This window comes from Nonomuraea fastidiosa (genome assembly GCF_042751225.1).
GTDB classification, from domain to species: domain Bacteria; phylum Actinomycetota; class Actinomycetes; order Streptosporangiales; family Streptosporangiaceae; genus Nonomuraea; species Nonomuraea fastidiosa.
Genome location: NZ_CP170570.1, coordinates 6200937 through 6216873 on the forward strand (window position 1 = coordinate 6200937; position 15937 = coordinate 6216873).

At 71.7% G+C, this 15937-nt stretch carries 17 protein-coding genes and 1 pseudogene; 7 read left to right on the forward strand and 11 right to left on the reverse strand.

Annotated features, from left to right (window positions below):
• The first annotated feature begins 19 nt into the window (after positions 1 to 19).
• Together ACFMQL_RS28545 and ACFMQL_RS28550 are read left to right on the forward strand one after the other, a co-directional pair.
• On the forward strand, positions 20 to 157 hold the full coding sequence (locus ACFMQL_RS28545) for a hypothetical protein (protein ID WP_378787878.1): 138 nt from the start codon (positions 20 to 22) through the stop codon (positions 155 to 157).
• A gap of 89 nt (positions 158 to 246) precedes the next feature.
• Positions 247 to 920: pseudogene (locus tag ACFMQL_RS28550) on the forward strand (lysophospholipid acyltransferase family protein).
• Between the two features lie 258 nt (positions 921 to 1178).
• Here ACFMQL_RS28550 and ACFMQL_RS28555 read toward each other — a convergent pair.
• The 3 genes from ACFMQL_RS28555 to ACFMQL_RS28565 are packed head-to-tail and all read right to left on the reverse strand — an operon-like array spanning position 1179 to position 3052.
• On the reverse strand, positions 1179 to 1985 hold the full coding sequence (locus ACFMQL_RS28555) for a serine/threonine-protein kinase (RefSeq protein ID WP_364054448.1): 807 nt from the start codon (positions 1983 to 1985) through the stop codon (positions 1179 to 1181).
• 30 nt (positions 1986 to 2015) lie between these two features.
• On the reverse strand, positions 2016 to 2576 hold the full coding sequence (locus tag ACFMQL_RS28560; RefSeq protein WP_378790219.1) for an MFS transporter: 561 nt from the start codon (positions 2574 to 2576) through the stop codon (positions 2016 to 2018).
• Positions 2516 to 3052, reverse strand: coding sequence for a hypothetical protein (locus ACFMQL_RS28565; protein ID WP_378787880.1), 537 nt, complete (start codon positions 3050 to 3052; stop codon positions 2516 to 2518). The genes ACFMQL_RS28560 and ACFMQL_RS28565 overlap by 61 nt, the downstream gene beginning before the upstream one ends.
• Positions 3053 to 3215: 163 nt before the next feature.
• Here ACFMQL_RS28565 and ACFMQL_RS28570 point away from each other — a divergent pair, with 163 nt between their 5' ends.
• Positions 3216 to 3893, forward strand: a complete 678-nt coding sequence (locus ACFMQL_RS28570) for an ArsR/SmtB family transcription factor (protein WP_378787882.1) — start codon at positions 3216 to 3218, stop codon at positions 3891 to 3893.
• A gap of 351 nt (positions 3894 to 4244) precedes the next feature.
• On the opposite strand, the gene ACFMQL_RS28575 is transcribed toward ACFMQL_RS28570, so the two are convergent.
• The 4 genes from ACFMQL_RS28575 to ACFMQL_RS28590 all read right to left on the reverse strand — a co-directional run bounded on the left by ACFMQL_RS28575 (position 4245) and on the right by ACFMQL_RS28590 (position 8599).
• Positions 4245 to 4880 carry a DJ-1/PfpI family protein gene (locus ACFMQL_RS28575; protein ID WP_364054442.1) on the reverse strand — a complete coding sequence of 212 codons (636 nt, stop codon included), beginning with the start codon at positions 4878 to 4880 and terminating at the stop codon, positions 4245 to 4247.
• Between the two features lie 5 nt (positions 4881 to 4885).
• Complete coding sequence (locus tag ACFMQL_RS28580; protein ID WP_364054439.1) at positions 4886 to 5848, reverse strand: GlxA family transcriptional regulator; 963 nt, start codon at positions 5846 to 5848, stop codon at positions 4886 to 4888.
• Between the two features lie 207 nt (positions 5849 to 6055).
• Positions 6056 to 7681, reverse strand: coding sequence for an L-glutamate gamma-semialdehyde dehydrogenase (pruA, locus tag ACFMQL_RS28585; RefSeq protein WP_364054436.1), 1626 nt, complete (start codon positions 7679 to 7681; stop codon positions 6056 to 6058).
• Complete coding sequence (locus ACFMQL_RS28590; RefSeq protein WP_364054433.1) at positions 7682 to 8599, reverse strand: proline dehydrogenase family protein; 918 nt, start codon at positions 8597 to 8599, stop codon at positions 7682 to 7684.
• Positions 8600 to 8674: 75 nt separating this feature from the next.
• Here ACFMQL_RS28590 and ACFMQL_RS28595 point away from each other — a divergent pair, with 75 nt between their 5' ends.
• On the forward strand, positions 8675 to 9727 hold the full coding sequence (locus ACFMQL_RS28595; RefSeq protein ID WP_364054430.1) for a helix-turn-helix domain-containing protein: 1053 nt from the start codon (positions 8675 to 8677) through the stop codon (positions 9725 to 9727).
• A 76-nt stretch (positions 9728 to 9803) separates the two neighbouring features.
• On the opposite strand, the gene ACFMQL_RS28600 is transcribed toward ACFMQL_RS28595, so the two are convergent.
• Positions 9804 to 10907, reverse strand: coding sequence for a glycosyltransferase (locus ACFMQL_RS28600; protein WP_378787884.1), 1104 nt, complete (start codon positions 10905 to 10907; stop codon positions 9804 to 9806).
• 110 nt (positions 10908 to 11017) lie between these two features.
• On the reverse strand, positions 11018 to 12853 hold the full coding sequence (locus ACFMQL_RS28605; RefSeq protein WP_378787886.1) for a SpoIIE family protein phosphatase: 1836 nt from the start codon (positions 12851 to 12853) through the stop codon (positions 11018 to 11020).
• A gap of 58 nt (positions 12854 to 12911) precedes the next feature.
• On the opposite strand from ACFMQL_RS28605, the gene ACFMQL_RS28610 reads away from it, so the two are divergent.
• Positions 12912 to 13634, forward strand: a complete 723-nt coding sequence (locus ACFMQL_RS28610) for a GAF and ANTAR domain-containing protein (protein ID WP_364054421.1) — start codon at positions 12912 to 12914, stop codon at positions 13632 to 13634.
• 195 nt (positions 13635 to 13829) lie between these two features.
• Here the strand turns inward: ACFMQL_RS28610 and ACFMQL_RS28615 are convergent, their stop codons facing one another.
• Complete coding sequence (locus tag ACFMQL_RS28615; RefSeq protein ID WP_364054418.1) at positions 13830 to 14195, reverse strand: STAS domain-containing protein; 366 nt, start codon at positions 14193 to 14195, stop codon at positions 13830 to 13832.
• Positions 14196 to 14363: 168 nt separating this feature from the next.
• On the opposite strand from ACFMQL_RS28615, the gene ACFMQL_RS28620 reads away from it, so the two are divergent.
• Complete coding sequence (locus ACFMQL_RS28620) at positions 14364 to 15134, forward strand: SigB/SigF/SigG family RNA polymerase sigma factor (RefSeq protein WP_364054415.1); 771 nt, start codon at positions 14364 to 14366, stop codon at positions 15132 to 15134.
• A gap of 28 nt (positions 15135 to 15162) precedes the next feature.
• Entirely contained in the window at positions 15163 to 15564 is a 402-nt protein-coding gene (locus ACFMQL_RS28625; protein ID WP_364054412.1) for an ATP-binding protein, read from the forward strand.
• A gap of 172 nt (positions 15565 to 15736) precedes the next feature.
• On the opposite strand, the gene ACFMQL_RS28630 is transcribed toward ACFMQL_RS28625, so the two are convergent.
• Complete coding sequence (locus ACFMQL_RS28630; RefSeq protein WP_364054409.1) at positions 15737 to 15934, reverse strand: hypothetical protein; 198 nt, start codon at positions 15932 to 15934, stop codon at positions 15737 to 15739.
• Between the last annotated feature and the right edge of the window lie 3 nt (positions 15935 to 15937).

Consider the following 15937-nt stretch of genomic DNA (forward strand, 5'->3'; position numbering starts at 1 on the left):
CGCGGGCGGGCTGGATGTCATGCTCAAGCCGGCCGGCGCGGACGCTCAGGCCGGGGCCGCGACGGACGCGGTGGCCGGGGCCGGGACGGACGCGGTGGCCGGGGCCGGGACGGACGCGGTGGCCGGGCTCCCACGTCCGCCGGAGCCGCCCGAGTAGGTTACGGTCTGCTCATGGCTGAGATCGTGTACCCGCCGGTGATCGCCGCCGCGCGGACCCTCTTTCGCGTGCTCGACATCCGCTTCCACATGGAGGGGACCGAGCACGTGCCGCGGTCGGGGGGAGCGGTGCTGGTCAGCAACCACATCAGCTACCTCGACTTCATCTTCGCCGGGTTCGCCGCGTTGCCGTCGAAGCGGCTGGTGCGGTTCATGGCCAAGGAGGACGTGTTCAAGCACCCCGTCTCCGGGCCGCTGATGCGCGGCATGCACCACATTCCGGTCGACCGGGGCGCGGGGCCGGCTCGTACGCCACCGCCCTGCGCATGCTCAAGGCCGGCGAGGTCGTCGGCGTGTTCGCCGAGGCCACGATCAGCCGCTCGTTCACCGTGAAGGAGATCAAGAACGGCGCCGTCCGCATGGCCCAGGCCACCGGCACCCCCGTGATCCCCGTCGCGCTGTGGGGCAGTCAGCGCCTGTGGACCAAGGGCCGACCGCGCAAGCTGCTGCAGCGGCACATCCCGATGACCATCCTGGTGGGCGAGCCGATGTATCCCAAGCGCGGCGAGAACGTGGCCGATCACGTCGCCGACCTGCGCGGGCGGCTCACCGAGCTGGTGGACCGGGCGCAGCGCACGTACCCGGAGATCCCGCCGGGCGTCTGGTGGCAGCCGGCCCACCTCGGCGGCACCGCCCCCACCCCCGAAGAGGCCGAGGCCATGGACGCCGCCGAGGCGGAGGCCCGCGCCAAGAAGGAAGGCTGACGCGCCTGCCACGACGTTGAGGCCGCTGACGCGCCTGCCACGGCGTTGAGGCCCCTGCCACGGCGTTGAGGCCGCTGACGCGCCTGCCACGGCGTTGAGGCCCCTGCCACGGCGTTGAGGCCGCTGACGCGCCCACGGCGCGCGATGGGCGCCGGGCGGCTGCGCTCGCGAGGAGCGGCTGAACGCTGGGACGCGCACACCTTCCGGACCTCGCCTCGGCCGGCGCTCGACGGCCGAGGCGTCACCGGACGGGTGTCGTCAGATGGCCGCCTGGTAGGCGCTGGCGCGCATGCCGGCCAGCAGGCCCGCCGTCTGCTCCAGGGTGAACCTGCGCACCGGGTCGTGGTGCAGCAGGCCCTCGATGAGCGGGCGCATGATCCCGGCGCGGCGCGGCGGCGGGTAGGGGCCGCTGCGCGCCATGCCGAGCACGGTCGCCGCGTCCTGGCCAGGGTAGGGCGGCTGGCCCTCGATGGCGCTGTACAGGGTGGCGCCGAACGACCACATGTCCGCTTCCTTGCTGGCCGGCCCGCCGTGCAACCGCTCAGGCGCCATGAACGCCGGGGTGCCGCGCAGCCGCCGCGACGTGGTCATGCGGATGTCGCCTTCGGCCGTCGCTATGCCGAAGTCGGTGAGCACCACCCGGTCGCCCGTCAGCATGACGTTGGCGGGCTTGACGTCGCGATGGAGCACACCCGCCTCGTGGGCGGTACGCAGCGCCGCCAGCAGGTGCTGGCCGATCGCCGCCACCGACTGCGCGGGCAGCGTGCCCACCTGGGAGAGCAACTGGTGCAGTGAGAGCCCGTCGAGGTACTCCATCACGATCCAGAGCTTGCCGCCCTCCTCGATCAGGTCGTGCACCGTCACGATATTGGGGTGGCTCAGCCCGGCGGCCATCCTGGCCTCACGAAGCACCCTCCGGCGTACCATCTCGACCTCGCCGGTAAGGGTCAGCTCCTTGAGCGCCACCGTACGGTGAAGGAGCTGATCGAACGCCCGCCAGACAACTCCCATACCCCCACGACCGGCCTCCTCGTTCAGGAGGTACCGTCCGCCGATCTGCCGCATACCATCCCCTCATGCTCGGGGATAATCATGTCACTTCCGTACAGGCTCTTGGGTGCCTAACGTGATCCGGATATGCCGGAAAGTGTGGCGGTGCTGGTCAGAGGCGTGGAATTTTCGACCCGACAAAGCGCGCCACAGCAGCCCGACAGCCACCAAACATACTCCAGTCGCGCCTGTGAGGACGGCAGGAACCCCGGTGAATTCGGCCACGACGCCTCCGAGAGCCGCTCCGAGCGGCATCGCGCCCATGCCGATGAGCCGGTACGCCGAGTTGACCCTGCCGAGCAGCTCCACCGGGATGAGCCGCTGCCGGGTCGAGATCACCAGGACGTTGACCGCCGCGCCGACCACGCCCCAGAGCACGGCGGTGGGGTGGAGGGTCCACGGGGACGGCACGAGCAGGGGCACCAGGAGCAGCAGGCTGCTGGCCAGCCAGCCGCCCAGGAGCGTACGCAGCTCTCCGAACAGCCGCGTCGCCCACTCCGACAGCAGCGACCCCGGTATGGCGCCTGCCGCCAGCGCCGTGGTCATCAGGCCGTACTGGGCGGGCTCCAGCCCGATCGCCGACTCCTCGCCGACCGCCCAGAGCACGAAGACGCCGAAGTAGGCGGCGTTGGCGAAGTTGACCGTCCCGGCCGTGAGCGCCAGGCAGCGCAGCACCCGGTGCGACCACAGGAACGCCAGCGCCTCTTGATGTCGGCCCGCATCGGCCGTACGCGGACGGGCGCGGCAGGCGCGAACGTGCTGTGCATGCCCAGCAGGAGCAGGTCGGCGGCGGCGTACAGCAGGGCCGGGGCGCCGAACAGGACGGCGGGCACGAGGGCGACGAGCAGGCCCCCGAGCGGCGCGCCGACGAATTCGTTGCCGATCATCATGGCGGTCGAGACGCGGCCGTTGGCCCTGGTCAGGTCGCGGCCTGAGACGGTCATCGGCAGGATGGACCGCGCGGAGAGGCCGGCGAACACCTCGCTCACCCCGGCCAGCAGTACCGCCGCGAGCAGCAGCGGGTAATCGAGTGTCCCTGTGAAGGCGAACGCGGTGACCAGGGCCAGGAGCGCGGCGCGCACGAGGTTGGCCCCCCACCTTCAGCAGGCCGTCGGCCAGGTTGGACAGCGCCGTCGATGACAACAGGAAGGCGAACGGACGCCCCAGGCCCGCCGTCGTCTCCTCCGATAGTCTGTGTAAGGAAAAGTGTGCACAGTCTTCTTTGCAAAGAGCGGTTTGCACAAGATGGGGAGCAAGAGCTACCCGGCCAGGACACTCGACGCGAACGCCCTCAAGTCGTTCGCCCACCCGCTGCGGCTGCGCATCTACGAGCTGCTCGACGAGCACGGGCCGTCCACCGCCACCCGCCTCGCCGGCCTGCTCGACCAGAACACCGGCACCACCAGCTACCACCTGCGCGAGCTGGCCAGGCACGGCATGATCGAGGTGGTGCCCGGGATGGGGCGCGGCAAGGAGAAGTACTGGCGCATCCCGCCGGGTGGCTACTCCTACGGCGACCGGCCCGACGACGACCCCGAGACCGCCAAGGCCGTCGACTACCTGCTCGACGATCTGGTCCGTCAGCGTGGCGCCGAGCTGGCCCGCTGGCGGCGGATGCTCGGCAAGGCGCCGCAGGAGTGGGTGGAGGTCAGCGGCTTCGGCCGCCGCTCACTTCGGCTGACCGCCGAGGAGACGGCACGGATGCAGGACGAGGTGTACGAGGTGCTGGAACGCTACCGTGCCCTGTCGGACGCCCGCGCCGGGGTCGCCGCCTCCGCGGGCCCGGCCGGTTCCGGAGGGGCGGCCGTCTCTGGGGAGCCGGTCGAGACCGCCGCGACGGACGGGCCGGCGGGCGAGGCGGGGGTCGAGCACGTGGTCGTCCACTTCGACGTCCTGCCCCTGGGCGTCGCGCGCGAAGAATGATCGGGAAGAGATGATGGGGAGCGCGCGCCCGTACGCCTGCGAATGATCGGGAACGCGTGCTCGTACGCCAGCGAATGATCGGGAACGCGTGCCCGTACGCCAGCGAATGATCGCGCGCCCGCGCGCCCGCCACGGTCACGACAGCCCTCGGCGCGCCGCCGTCTGAGCAGTGGTCCGCGGCCGGTCGTGACAGCGGGGCGGTGAGGAGGTGAGGCTCAGCGCTTGGCGCGGCCTGCGGAGACACCACCCACCGCCCGGAGTGAGGCGTGGGGCGGTCGTGCCGCTCTCCGGGTTCGGGGGCGTTGCCTGCTGGGCCGGTCGCCGGTCGAAGACCGGGACGGCGGTGGGCTTCTAGGCGGGGACGTCGGTCAGGAGGTGGAGCGCGCGGTCGGGGATGCCTTCCGGGGCGCCCCGCAGGGAGCCGGAGGTGAAGGGCGGCTCGGGGTCGTACTCGATGGCCAGTTGCACGGCCTGGGCGGTGGCCTCGTCGGCGGCCTCGGCGAGGAGCGTGAGCGCCATGTCGATGCCCGCCGACACCCCCGCCGCCGTGACGATCTTGCCGGTCGTCACCACCCGCGAGCTCACCGGCTCGGCGCCGTACTGCTTGAGCATGTCGAGGAGCGCCCAGTGGCCGGTGGCCGGGAGGCCCTTGAGTATGCCGGCCGCGCCGAGCAGGAGGGAGCCGGTGCAGACGGAGGTGGTCCACCGGGTGTGCCGATGCGCCTGGCGGATCCAGCCGACCAGCGCCTCGTCGGAGAGCGCGTCGAGGGTGCCGGTGCCGCCGGGCACCATGATGACGTCCGGCGCGGGCACCTCGTCGTACGAGGCGGTGGCCTCGAGCCGGAACGTGCCCCAGTCGTCGGAGACGAGACCGCGCTCGGCGGCGACGAGCGTGACGGAGAACCCGGGCGCCATGTTCAGCACCGTGTACGGCCCGGCCACGTCGAGGGCGGTGAAGCGGCGGTAGAGCGGGATGGCGACGTGCATGAGGATTACCTCTCCTTGGACTGGAACCGGCGCCGGTGGTCGCCGGGGGAGATCCGCCAGTGCCGCCTGAAGACGCGGTAGAGGGTCTCAGCAGAGCCGAGCCCGGACTCCCTGGCCACGGCGTCGAGCGGCAGCGAGGTGACCTCCAGGAGCCGCCTGGCGGTGTCGGCGCGGCTGCGCTCGACGTACCGGCCGGGTGACATGCCGGTCTGTGCGGTGAAGACGCGGGAGAAGTGGCGCTGGCTCATGCCGGCCCGCGCGGCGAGCGCGGGCACGCTGAGGTCGGCGGCCGGGTTCGCGTCGATGTAGCCCTGCAGCTCCCTGAGCGGCTCGCTGCGCGGCGTCAGCGCCCGCATGGCGGTGCTGAACTGGCTCTGCCCTCCGGGCCTGTGCAGATAGACCACGAGCCCGCGGGCGACCTTCCTGGCGAGGTCGTGGCCGTGGTCCTTGGCGACGAGGGCGAGCGCGAGGTCCACGCCGGACAGCACGCCTGCCGACGTCCACACGTGGCCGTCCTCGATGTAGAGGGGGTCGGCGTCCACGTCCACGCCGGAGTAGCGGCTGCGCAGGTCGTCGGCGACGAGCCAGTGCGTGGTGGCGCGCCGCCGTTCGAGCAGGCCGGCCTCGGCGAGCAGGAACGCGCCGTTGCACACCGACGCCGTACGCCGCGCGCCCGCGGAGAGCCGGGCGATCTGCCCGATCAGCTCGGCGTCGCCCAGCCGGTCGGGTACGGAGGGCCCGCCCGCCACCATCAGGGTGTCCACCGGTTCGCCGATCCCGGCGAGCGGCCGGGTGGTGACGGTCACGCCGTTGCCCGCCGTGACCTCGCCGCCCGCCGCCGACCCCACCTCGACGGCATAGCCCGCCTCGGGCCGGATGTGCGTGGCGGTGGCGAAGACGTCGGCCGGCCCGGCCATGTCGAGCAGCTGGAAACCGGGGAAGACGACGATGAGGACTCGTCGCTGCATGCCTCCCATGCTGGGCGCGGCCCGGCGAAGGCGTCAATGACACGATCATTGCACTTCATGCCATCGGCAGAACGCCGAGAGCCATGCCGGGACCCCGAGAGCCACGCCGGGACCCCGAGAGCCAGGCCCGGACCCCCTGAAGCCATACCGGGAACGCCGAGAGCCTCCCGGGGCAGGACCGGGAGGCTCTCGGCTGTGATGGGCGGTTCAGCCCATGTGCGGGTAACGGTGGTCGGTGGGAGGCACGAACGTCTCCTTGATCGCGCGGGCGCTCACCCACCGCGTCAGGTTGTGGATCGAGCCCGCCTTGTCGTTGGTGCCGGAGGCCCGGCCGCCGCCGAACGGCTGCTGGCCCACCACGGCGCCGGTCGGCTTGTCGTTGATGTAGAAGTTGCCGGCCGCGAAGCGCAGCCGCCGGGAGGCGTCGGCGATGGCGTACCGGTCGTCGGCGACGATCGAGCCGGTCAGCGCGTACGGCGCGATGCCCTCCATCTGGTCGAGCACCTTGTCGTAGTCGCCGTCGTCGTAGACGTGCACGCCGAGGATCGGCCCGAAGTACTCCTTGACGAAGATCTCGTCGGTGGGGTCGGCGCACTCCAGGATGGTCGGCTTGACGAAGTAGCCGACGGAGTCGTCGTACGAGCCGGTGAGCACGTCGATGTTCGCCGCCGCCCGCGCCCGGTCGATGGCGGTCTTGTGCTTGGCGAAGGCGCGCGCGTCGATGACCGCGCCCATGAACGTCGACAGGTCCCCGGCCACGTCGCCGACGGTCAGCGACTCGGCGGTGGCGACGAAGTCGTCACGCATGCGGTTCCAGACCGAGCGCGGCACGTACGCGCGGGAGGCGGCCGAGCACTTCTGGCCCTGGTACTCGAAGGCGCCCCTGATCAGCACGGTCGAGAGCACGGCCGGGTCGGCGGAGGGGTGGGCGAGCACGAAGTCCTTGCCGCCCGTCTCGCCGACGAGGCGCGGATAGCCGCGATAGCCGGAGATGTTCTCGCCGACGGTGCGCCACAGGTGCTGGAACGTCGCGGTGGAGCCGGTGAAGTGGATGCCGGCCAGCGCCGGGTGGGTGAGCGCCACCTCGGAGACGGCCTGCCCGTTGCCGGTGACCAAGTTGATCACGCCGGGAGGCAGCCCGGCGGCCTCCAGCAGCCGCATCGTGAAGTGCGCGGCGAACTGCTGGGTGGGCGACGGCTTCCAGACGACGACGTTGCCCATCAGCGCCGCGGAGGTCGGCAGGTTGCCGGCGATGGCGGTGAAGTTGAACGGCGTGATCGCCAGCACGAACCCTTCGAGCGGGCGGTACTCCATCCGGTTCCACACGCCGGGCGAGGAGATCGGCTGGTCGGCGTAGAGCTTGCGCGCGTACGAGACGTTGAAGCGCAGGAAGTCGATCAGCTCGCAGGCCGAGTCGATCTCCGCCTGCTGCACCGACTTCGACTGCCCGAGGATGGTCGCCGCGTTCAGCGTCGCCCGCCACGGCCCGGCCAGCAGGTCGGCGGCCCGCAGGAAGATCGCCGCCCGGTCGTCGAACGACATCGCGCGCCAGGACGGCGCCGCCGCGAGCGCGGCGTCGATGGCGTCCTGCACGTCCCGGGCCGTAGCGTCGTTGGTACGGCCCAGGACGGAGGCATGGTTGTGCGGCTGCACCACGTCGATGGGGGCGCCGCCGCCCAGACGCTGCTCGCCGCCGATGGTCATGGTGAGCTCGGCCGTCGAACCGGCCAGCTCCTTGATGCGGTCCTCCAGCGCGGCCCGCTCGGGGCTGCCGGGCGCGTAGCCGTACACACGCTCGTTCGCGGGCACGGGGACGTTGCTGATGGCATCCATTTACTTACCCCCAAGGGCACGAAGGAAGAAGGCGACGTTGGCGGGGCGCTCGGCCAGGCGGCGCATGAAGTACCCGTACCAGTCGTCGCCGTAAGGAACGTAGACGCGGACCGTGTGGCCTGCCCCCGCCAGGGACTCCTGCAGGTCGGTCCTGATTCCGTAGAGCATCTGGAACTCGTGGTCGCCGATCGTCCGCCCGAACCGGTCGGCGAGCAGCTCCGTGATCGCGATCATGCGATCGTCGTGCGTCGCCACCATGGGGTACCCCTTCCCCGCCATGAGGATCCGCAGGCATCGCACGTACGCCTTGTCGACGGCGGTCCTGCCCTGGTGCGCGACGGAGGCGGGCTCGCGGTAGGCGCCCTTGACCAGGCGTACGCGGGAGCCCTCGGCCGCGAGGTCCCGGCAGTCCTGCTCGCTCCTGAACAGGTACGCCTGGATCGCCACCCCGGTGCCGGGGTAGTCCTCGCGCAGCTTGCGCAGGATCGTCAGCGTGGAGTCGACCGTGGTGTGGTCCTCCATGTCGAGCGTCACGGTGGAGCCGTTGGCCGCGGCGGCGGCGCAGATCTCGCGGGCGTGCTCAAGCGCCATCGACTCGTCGAGCCGCTGGCCGACGGCCGACAGCTTGACCGACACCTCACCCCGCCCGCCCAGGTCGAGCGGCTTGATGGTCTGCAGCAGCGTGATGTACGCGTCGGTGGTCGCCTCGGCGGCCCGCGCGTCGAGCGTCTCCTCGCCCAGGTGGTCGATCGTCACGGCGAGCCCCGCGTCGCGCAGCCGCTCGATGGCGTCACGGGCCTGCTGAACGCTCTCACCCGCGACGAACCGCTCCACGACTCTCTTCGTGAGCGGGAAGCTTGACACGGAACGGCGTACGAGCCCGCTCCGTGAAGCGGCGAGCAGCAGTTGACCCAGCATGCTTCGAGTCTAAAAAGCCAGCTCAGAGGGGGCCATCGACGCGCGTAACGCCCGGTGTGGGAGGCTGTCGTACAAATGCACAACTCGGCAGATCTGCAAGAGATCGTGGACGAGATCGCCGCCCGGCTGGGCGCGTCCGCGACGCTGGAGGACCGCTCGTTCCGGCTGCTGGCCTACGGCGCGCAGCACGGCGACATCGACACGGTACGCCAGGAGTCGATCCTGCGCCGGCGCGCCACCGGAGAGGTGCGCGAGTACTTCGAGCGCTACGGCATCGCCCGCGCGAGCGGCCCGGTCAGGATCCCCGCCGACGCCGAGCTGAAGGTCCTCGCCAGGGTCTGCTGGCCGTTGCGACACGCCGACGTCACCTACGGCTACCTGTGGCTGCTCGACTCGGGCGAGCTGACCGACGAGCGGCTCGCGTCGGCCGCGCCGCTGGTGGCCAGGGCCGCCGCCGCGCTCGCCCAGGAGGCGCGCAGCCGCCAGGACCTCGGGTACGGGCTGCGCGCCCTGCTGTCGGCCGACCCCGAGGAGCGCGCGTCGGTCTCGCTGGAGGTGACGGGGCCGGTGACGGCCATCGCGGTACGCGAGTCGCCGGAGCGCGTGGCCGCCCTGTGGACGCTGCCGCGCGGCGTGCTGGCGCGTACCGGCTCTCCTGTGGCGCTGCTCGCCCCCTCACACCTGGCGGAGGAGGTGGCGCGTACGGTCCAGGGCGCCTACGGCACCGCGGCCGGCGTCGGCGCGCCCCGCGACGACCCGGGAGAGGCGTGGCTGAGCTGGCGCGAGGCCCGCCAGGCGCTGCGCGTCGCCGAGCACTTCCCGCGCCACGCCCCGATCGCCCGCTGGGAGGACCTGGGCGTGCACCGCCTGCTCGCCCGGCTCAGCCAGGCCGACCTGCGCGAGCTGGCGGCCGAGGCGGCGGCGCTGGACGCGGAGCTGGCCCACACGGTGGAGGTCTATCTGGATCGGGGCGGCCACGTCCAGCAGACCGCCGCGCAGCTCGGCGTGCACCGCCAGACGCTCTATTACCGGCTGGCCAAGGCCGAGCGGCTCACCCACCGCGACCTGTCGGACGGCGACGACCGCCTGGCCGTGCACCTGGCGCTCAAGGCCGCCCGTCTCCTCTGAGCTCCTGGCAGGGAGACGGCAGGTGGCCGGAGCCACCTGCCGGGGTAGATGCGGGGGAGGGCGTGGGGCAGCAGGGTCAGGCGCAGGACTCGTAGACCCGGACCAGCTCCTGGCTCACCCGCTCCCAGGAGTAGCGCGAGCGTGCCCGGTCGGCGCCGGCGTAGCCGAGTGCGGTGCGCAGCGTGGGGTCGTAGAGCAGCTCGCGGGCCAGGTGCGCGGTGCGGGCCGGCCGGTCCGGCGGCACCAGCAGCCCGGTGACGCCGTCGATGATGGAGTCGAGGTGCGCGCCCACGGCCGAGGCGATCACCGGCACGCCGCAGGCCATGGCCTCCAGCGCCACGATGCCCGTCACGGCCTCGCGCGGCACCGACACCACGGCGTCCGCGCTGCGCATCAGCTTCGGTACGGCGGCCCGCTTCACCTGGCCGAGCAGCGTCACCCGGTCGGCGACGCCGAGCTGCTCGGCGAGCGCCCGCAGGCGGCGGGCGTCGCGGTCCTGCTCCAGCTCGTCCGGCTCGGGCCCGCCGGCGATGACGAGCTCAACGTCGTCGCCGAGCCCGGGAAGAGCCCGCACGATCGTGTGCGCGCCCCGGTCGATCGACAGCGGGCCGACGTGCAGCAGGCGCTTGCGGCTGCCGCGCGTGGCCACCGCGCCCCGGCGCTGGAAGCGCTCGGTGTCGACGCCGTACGGCACCACGGAGATGTTCCCGCGCGGGACGCCCAGCCGGATGAGCGCGGACTCCTCGTCGCCCGAGCCCGCGATGACCGCGTTGGCCCGGCGTCCGAGCGCCCGCTCCAAGTCCTTGTGTCCGGCGTCGACCCGGTGGAACGTCTGCGTCACCGGCACCCCGAGACCCTCGGCGCCCGCCACCGCGACCAGCCCGCCTGTCCACGAAAAGGCGTGGATCACGTCGGGGCGATCCTGCGACCAGCGCTTGCCGAGATGCAGGCCCACCTCGTTCAGGTACGGCGCCACCTCGTCGGCGGCCAGCTCCTTTGCGGGCCCAACGTCGATGTTCTCCAGCGTGACACCCGGGGCCACCCGCGTCTTGGGCTTGCCGTCGGCGCTGTCACGGCGGGAGTAGATGGTGACGTGGTGCTCGCGCCCCAGTTCTCGTGCCACGGAGAGAATGCGGTGGCGCTGGTTGCCGTTCGTGGAAGCGACGATTGCGATATTCATGGCACACCTCAGCGTGAAAGAGCAGCTTCAAAGGTGTGCCTGCGTCTTAGGCACGTCGTTCTACTTCTCCGACCATACCCAGGTTTGTCCAGATCGCAAACCACCGCGAATCAGACACCGCGGAGTGCGAACACCACAATCTCATCCCAAACCTGGCCGCCGGAGAACGCGTGCCGGTCATCCTCGACCGTCTTGACCACGGCAGACGGCGCCTGGCCCGCGCACCGGCCCAGCACGTCGGCCAGCCGCTCCTCGCCGTACGGCTCGCCGCGTTCGTTGCGCGAGGAGACCAGGCCCTCCGAATAGAGCACCAGCGTCTCGCCCGCCGCCACCGTGAGCGTCTGGACCTCGGTCTCGGCCTCGGCGGAGATGCCCAGCGGCACCCCGCCGCCCGCCGCGAAGCGCACCGCGCCGTCCGGCTGCAGGATGGCCGCCGGATGGTGGCCGGCCGACGACAGCCTGATCCGCCGGCCCTTGACGAAGCCCGCGACCGCCATCACGAACATGCCGGTGCCCTGCGCCACCAGGGCCTCGTTCACCTTGCGCATGACCGGCTCAGGGTCGGACTCCCAGACGCTCAGCACCCGCAGGCCGCCCCTGACCATCGCGCTGACCGAGGCCGCCTCCTCGCCCTTGCCCGCCGCGCCGCCCAGCGCGAAACCCCAGCCGCCGCCCGCGACCGGGAACACGTCGTAGAACTCCGCGCCCACCGACGAGCCCGGGTTGTAGACGGCCGCCGCCTCGTAGCCGGGCACGTCGGGCAGGTTGCGCGGCGCGACGCTCGCCGACAGCGCGTCCGCGGCCCGCGAGCGGCTCTGGAAGCTCACCTGGGCGCGCAGCGCCAGCCCGAGCTGCAGCCCCACCTCCTGCATGACGCCCAGGTCGGCGAGCCCGAAGGGAGGCCGGTCATGCGCGCGTACGAGCGTCAGCACGCCGTCGCCGTGCCCGATCGGCACCGACAGCAGCGAGCCCGCGCCCATGGCGGTCAGCAGCGGACCCTCCGCGCAGAACCCGAGCAGCGTCTCGTGGTCCACCATCTCCCGCACCACGCCGGTGCGGTGGTCGAGCACCTGCATCACGATCGAGCTGCCCGCCGGGTCGGCCGACTCCACCTGCCTGACCAGGTCGCCCAGCGGATGGTTCTTGGGCGCCATGACGGCCGCGCGGTGCGGCAGGCCGTCGCGCAGCAGGTCCGCGATCACCCAGTCGGCCCACTCGGCCGCGAGCAGCCGCGTGGCCCGCTGCAGCGCGCCGGGACGCATCAGCGCGTCCTCTTCCAGCAGCAGCCTGGCCATCCTGCTCAGCAGGTCCTGGCGCTTGGCCGCGGCCAGCAGCAGCGCGCCGTCGGCCTGCTCGGGCCGCCGCGCGCCCGGCTCCGGCAGCTGCACCTCCGTCGGCAGCGCCACCGCCGCCACCATCTGCTGCGGCTCGCCGGGCATCGTCAGCCTGGTCAGCGCGAGCTGCACGGTGTGCGTACGCCCTTGGTGCGCCAGCCGCGTCTCGAACGCCGACGGCTGCCCCGTCTGCAGCACCGCCGTCAGATGCGACCGGAACGCCGCCCGCCGCGACACGTCCACCAGCAGCGGGAACGAGCGGCCCACGAGATAGCCGTCGGGGCTGCCCAGCATGCGCGAGGTCTCGGGGTTGATCCGCCTGACCACGCCGCCGCCGTCCAGCACGATGACCGGCACGGGAAAGGAGCGGAACACCTGGCGCAGCAGCTTCAGCTCCCGCTGCCCGCCGTCCTTCTTGCCGCCCGGCCGCCTCGGCGCCTTGCGCAGCTCCTCGCGGGCCTCGGCGAGCAGCTCGGTGGCGGTGTCGAGCTCGGCCAGCGCGGCGTCGAGTGTGGGCGCCAGGTCGCTGGGGTAGGCGGCCCTCGCTTCGCGCAGCGAGGCGACGCGCCCGGCCAGCGCGTCAAGCGCGTGTTCGAGGTCCGGCATGGTCATGTCTGAACGCTACGCCACCCGGGATAACGCTAGCCATAAGGGGTAGATGCTTGTTGCTATGGAATCGACCGCGATGATCACCCCCGGACTCGCGCGAGACCTCGCCGCGCTCGGCCGCCTCGGTGAGGACACCTCGACGGAGAGCGTGCTGCGCGGGCTCACCGCGGCGCTGACGGCGGGCGTGCCCGGCTGCTCGGGCGCCTCGGCCGAGCACTGGCGCGACCACCGGGTGCTGGTCTCCGGCTCACATAGCGAGCTGATCCTGCTCGTCGAAGGCGAACGCGAGCTCGGCGAGGGCCCGTCCATCGAGGCCAGGCAGAGCGGCGGCCGCGCCACCGTGACCGACGTGCTCACCGAGACCCGCTGGCCCCGCTACGACGCGCTGGCCACCCGCTCGGGCGTCCGCTCGGTGCTCGTGGTACCCATCGAGGTGCCGCCCGCCCTGCTCATCGTCGGCCTCTACTCCGTACGCCCCGGCGCGTTCTCGCCGCAGGGCGCGAGCTCGCTCGCCGACATGCTGGCCGAGCAGGTCGGCGTGGCCATGGCGAACATGTGGGAGTTCGAGGAGGTGCGCACCGACGCCGCCCAGCTCCAGGAGGCCCTGGCCGGCCGCTCGCTGATCGACCAGGCCAAGGGCATCATCATGCAGACCAGCGGGTGCAGCGCCGAGGCCGCGTTCGAGGAGCTGCGCCGCATCTCCCAGCACCACCAGGTGAAGGTGGCCGACCTGGCCAGGCTCCTGGTGGAGGAGCACCAGCGCAAGTCGTCGAAGCGCAGCTGACGCGGGTGGCGCCGCCGCAAGGCGTGAGAGCGCGCCTGAACGTCGCTCCCGCCCTCATCGCCCGCCTGCGGCCCGCCCGCTTTCGACCGCCTCCGCCCCCCTGCGGCCCGCCGGATCCGTCCGCTTCGCCCGTCCGTGCGTCGGGAACGCGCCGTCCGCTTCGCCCGTCTGCGCGTCGGGAACGCGCCGGCGCGGCTACTTGTTGATGGCGGCCAGCGCGTCCTCGAGCGTCTCGTAGATCGGCAGCCTTTGGGCGAGACCGGTGATCCACATCACCTTCGACTTGGTGTATTCCACGCCGATGAGGGCGAACTTGGCATCGGCCGAGAGGCTGGCCTGCCAGCGATGCACGATCAGCCCGAGCGCGCGCGAGTCCATGAACGTCACCCCGGCCAGATCGAGGATCAGGTCGGAAGCGGCCATGGTGAGATAGTCGGCGAACTGGGCGCGCGTCGTGGCGTCGAGCACGCCGTCGACCCGCACCACGGTGATCCCGTCCACGGTCGACGACGTCAGGCTGAGGGACGCCACGGGCTCCCCGCCGTTCTCCGGCAATGTCACGGAGCAACCCTACTGTCACCAGGCGATCGAGGAATACTTCCGGCCGCACGGGGGACACTGGTTCCGGAAGTCCAGCAGAGGGCTTCGGTCTCGCGACCAGACGAGGCGTGCCTCTGCATGGGCTTTTTCCCTTGCGGGGGCCGCCTGCGATCCATATGAGGAGCAGCGATGGCTCTGCAGGAATACGTCCTCGAGGATATGACCGCGGAAGAACTCCTTGCCGAAATGGTCAAGGAAGAGACGCCCGACAGCCACAGGGAACGCCTGCGCGAGCGCATCGTCGAGATGCACAGGCCGCTCGCCATGGAGATCGCCCGACGCTACCGCTACCGCGGCGAGCCTTTGGAGGATCTCCTTCAAGCCGCGTATGTTGGCCTGATGAAAGCCGTCAACGGCTTCGACCCGACCCTCGGCCACGCGTTCAGGGGCTACGCGGTCGTGACGATGACCGGCGAGGTCAAGCGGCACTTCCGTGACCGCACCTGGGCCATCCGGGTGCCGCGCCTCTACCAGGAGCGACGCTCGGAGCTCAACCGGCTCGTCGCCGACCTCAGCCAGGACCTCGGCAGGTCCCCGACCGTGGCGGAGCTCGCCGCCAAGATGAACATCACGGAGGAGGACGTCCTGCTGACGCTCGACGCCTCGGCCGCGTACAGCACGCTCTCGCTCGACGCGCCGCTCGGCACCGACGACGACGCCGCCTCGCTCGGCGACGTCATACCGGAGGACGACGACACGCTGAGCACCATGGTCGACAGGGAGGCCGTCAAGCCGCTCATCGACGCGCTGCCGTCCCGCGAGAAGCACATCCTGCTGCTGCGCTTCTTCGGCAACATGACGCAGGCCGAGATCGCGGCCGAGTTCGGCATCTCGCAGATGCACGTGTCCCGCATCCTGCGCAAGGTCCTCGACCAGCTGCGCGCCGAGCTGGTCTCCTGACGGGGGCGGTCACCGGGTGAACGAGGGCGTGGAGCCTCAGCGGGGCCGTACGGGCCCGCCGCCCGGCGCGCCCGTGAAAAGCCTGCGGTTCACGCTGCCGGACCTGCCGCTGGTCCGGCGGCACGCCGAGGAGGAGGCCAGGGCCGCGGGCATGCCCGAGGAGGCCATCGGCGACTTCGTCATCGCCGTCAACGAGGTCGCCACCAACGCCGTCACCCACGGGCACGACCACGCGTCCATGCGCACGTGGACGCACGACGGGGACGTCGTCGTCGAGATCCACGACGACGGCTCGTGGAAGCCCGGCCCGATGCCCGGCTCCGTGGGCGGCATGGGGCTGTGGGTGGCCCGCCTGCTCTCCTCCGACCTGACCCTGCACGTCGGCGGCGGGGGCAGCACGGTCACCATGCGTTTCCCCGGCAAAGCCTGACGTCCCGTTCCCTTACCTCGCTTATGTCGTCGTATGTCGGCTTATGTCGCAGAGGCCCGGATATTACGTCGGGGAGGCCCGGATCTGACGTCGGAGGGACCCGGAGATCCGGGCCCCTCCGCTCGTCCCGCCGGTGGGTTCTCCGCCCTGCCGGCGGGCCCTGTGCCTTGTCCTACCGGCGGGCCCTGCTGCGCCAGCCGCCGGAGCCCGAACGGACGCCGGCCGTGCCGACCCCCGCCTGATGCAGCGCCAGCAGCGTCAGCCCCAGCAGGACGAACGTCATGCCGGAGAACCCGCCGGGGATCGACGCCCCTACCAGATCCAGCAGGAAACCGAGGCCGAAGATGACGGCCGCCACGATCGCGAGCATGGC

Coding starts and splice junctions, on each gene's coding strand:
- ACFMQL_RS28605 (WP_378787886.1), bottom strand. CDS start 12,853: ATGACCATGCCGGACCTCGAACACGCGCTTGACGCGCTGGCCGGGCGC.
- ACFMQL_RS28600 (WP_378787884.1), bottom strand. CDS start 10,907: ATGAATATCGCAATCGTCGCTTCCACGAACGGCAACCAGCGCCACCGC.
- ACFMQL_RS28595 (WP_364054430.1), top strand. CDS start 8,675: ATGCACAACTCGGCAGATCTGCAAGAGATCGTGGACGAGATCGCCGCC.
- ACFMQL_RS28545 (WP_378787878.1), top strand. CDS start 20: ATGCTCAAGCCGGCCGGCGCGGACGCTCAGGCCGGGGCCGCGACGGAC.
- ACFMQL_RS28620 (WP_364054415.1), top strand. CDS start 14,364: ATGGCTCTGCAGGAATACGTCCTCGAGGATATGACCGCGGAAGAACTC.
- ACFMQL_RS28570 (WP_378787882.1), top strand. CDS start 3,216: ATGGGGAGCAAGAGCTACCCGGCCAGGACACTCGACGCGAACGCCCTC.
- ACFMQL_RS28575 (WP_364054442.1), bottom strand. CDS start 4,880: ATGCACGTCGCCATCCCGCTCTACCGCCGCTTCACCGCCCTCGACGTG.
- ACFMQL_RS28580 (WP_364054439.1), bottom strand. CDS start 5,848: ATGCAGCGACGAGTCCTCATCGTCGTCTTCCCCGGTTTCCAGCTGCTC.
- pruA (WP_364054436.1), bottom strand. CDS start 7,681: ATGGATGCCATCAGCAACGTCCCCGTGCCCGCGAACGAGCGTGTGTAC.
- ACFMQL_RS28630 (WP_364054409.1), bottom strand. CDS start 15,934: ATGCTCGCGATCGTGGCGGCCGTCATCTTCGGCCTCGGTTTCCTGCTG.
- ACFMQL_RS28555 (WP_364054448.1), bottom strand. CDS start 1,985: ATGCGGCAGATCGGCGGACGGTACCTCCTGAACGAGGAGGCCGGTCGT.
- ACFMQL_RS28590 (WP_364054433.1), bottom strand. CDS start 8,599: ATGCTGGGTCAACTGCTGCTCGCCGCTTCACGGAGCGGGCTCGTACGC.
- ACFMQL_RS28610 (WP_364054421.1), top strand. CDS start 12,912: ATGGAATCGACCGCGATGATCACCCCCGGACTCGCGCGAGACCTCGCC.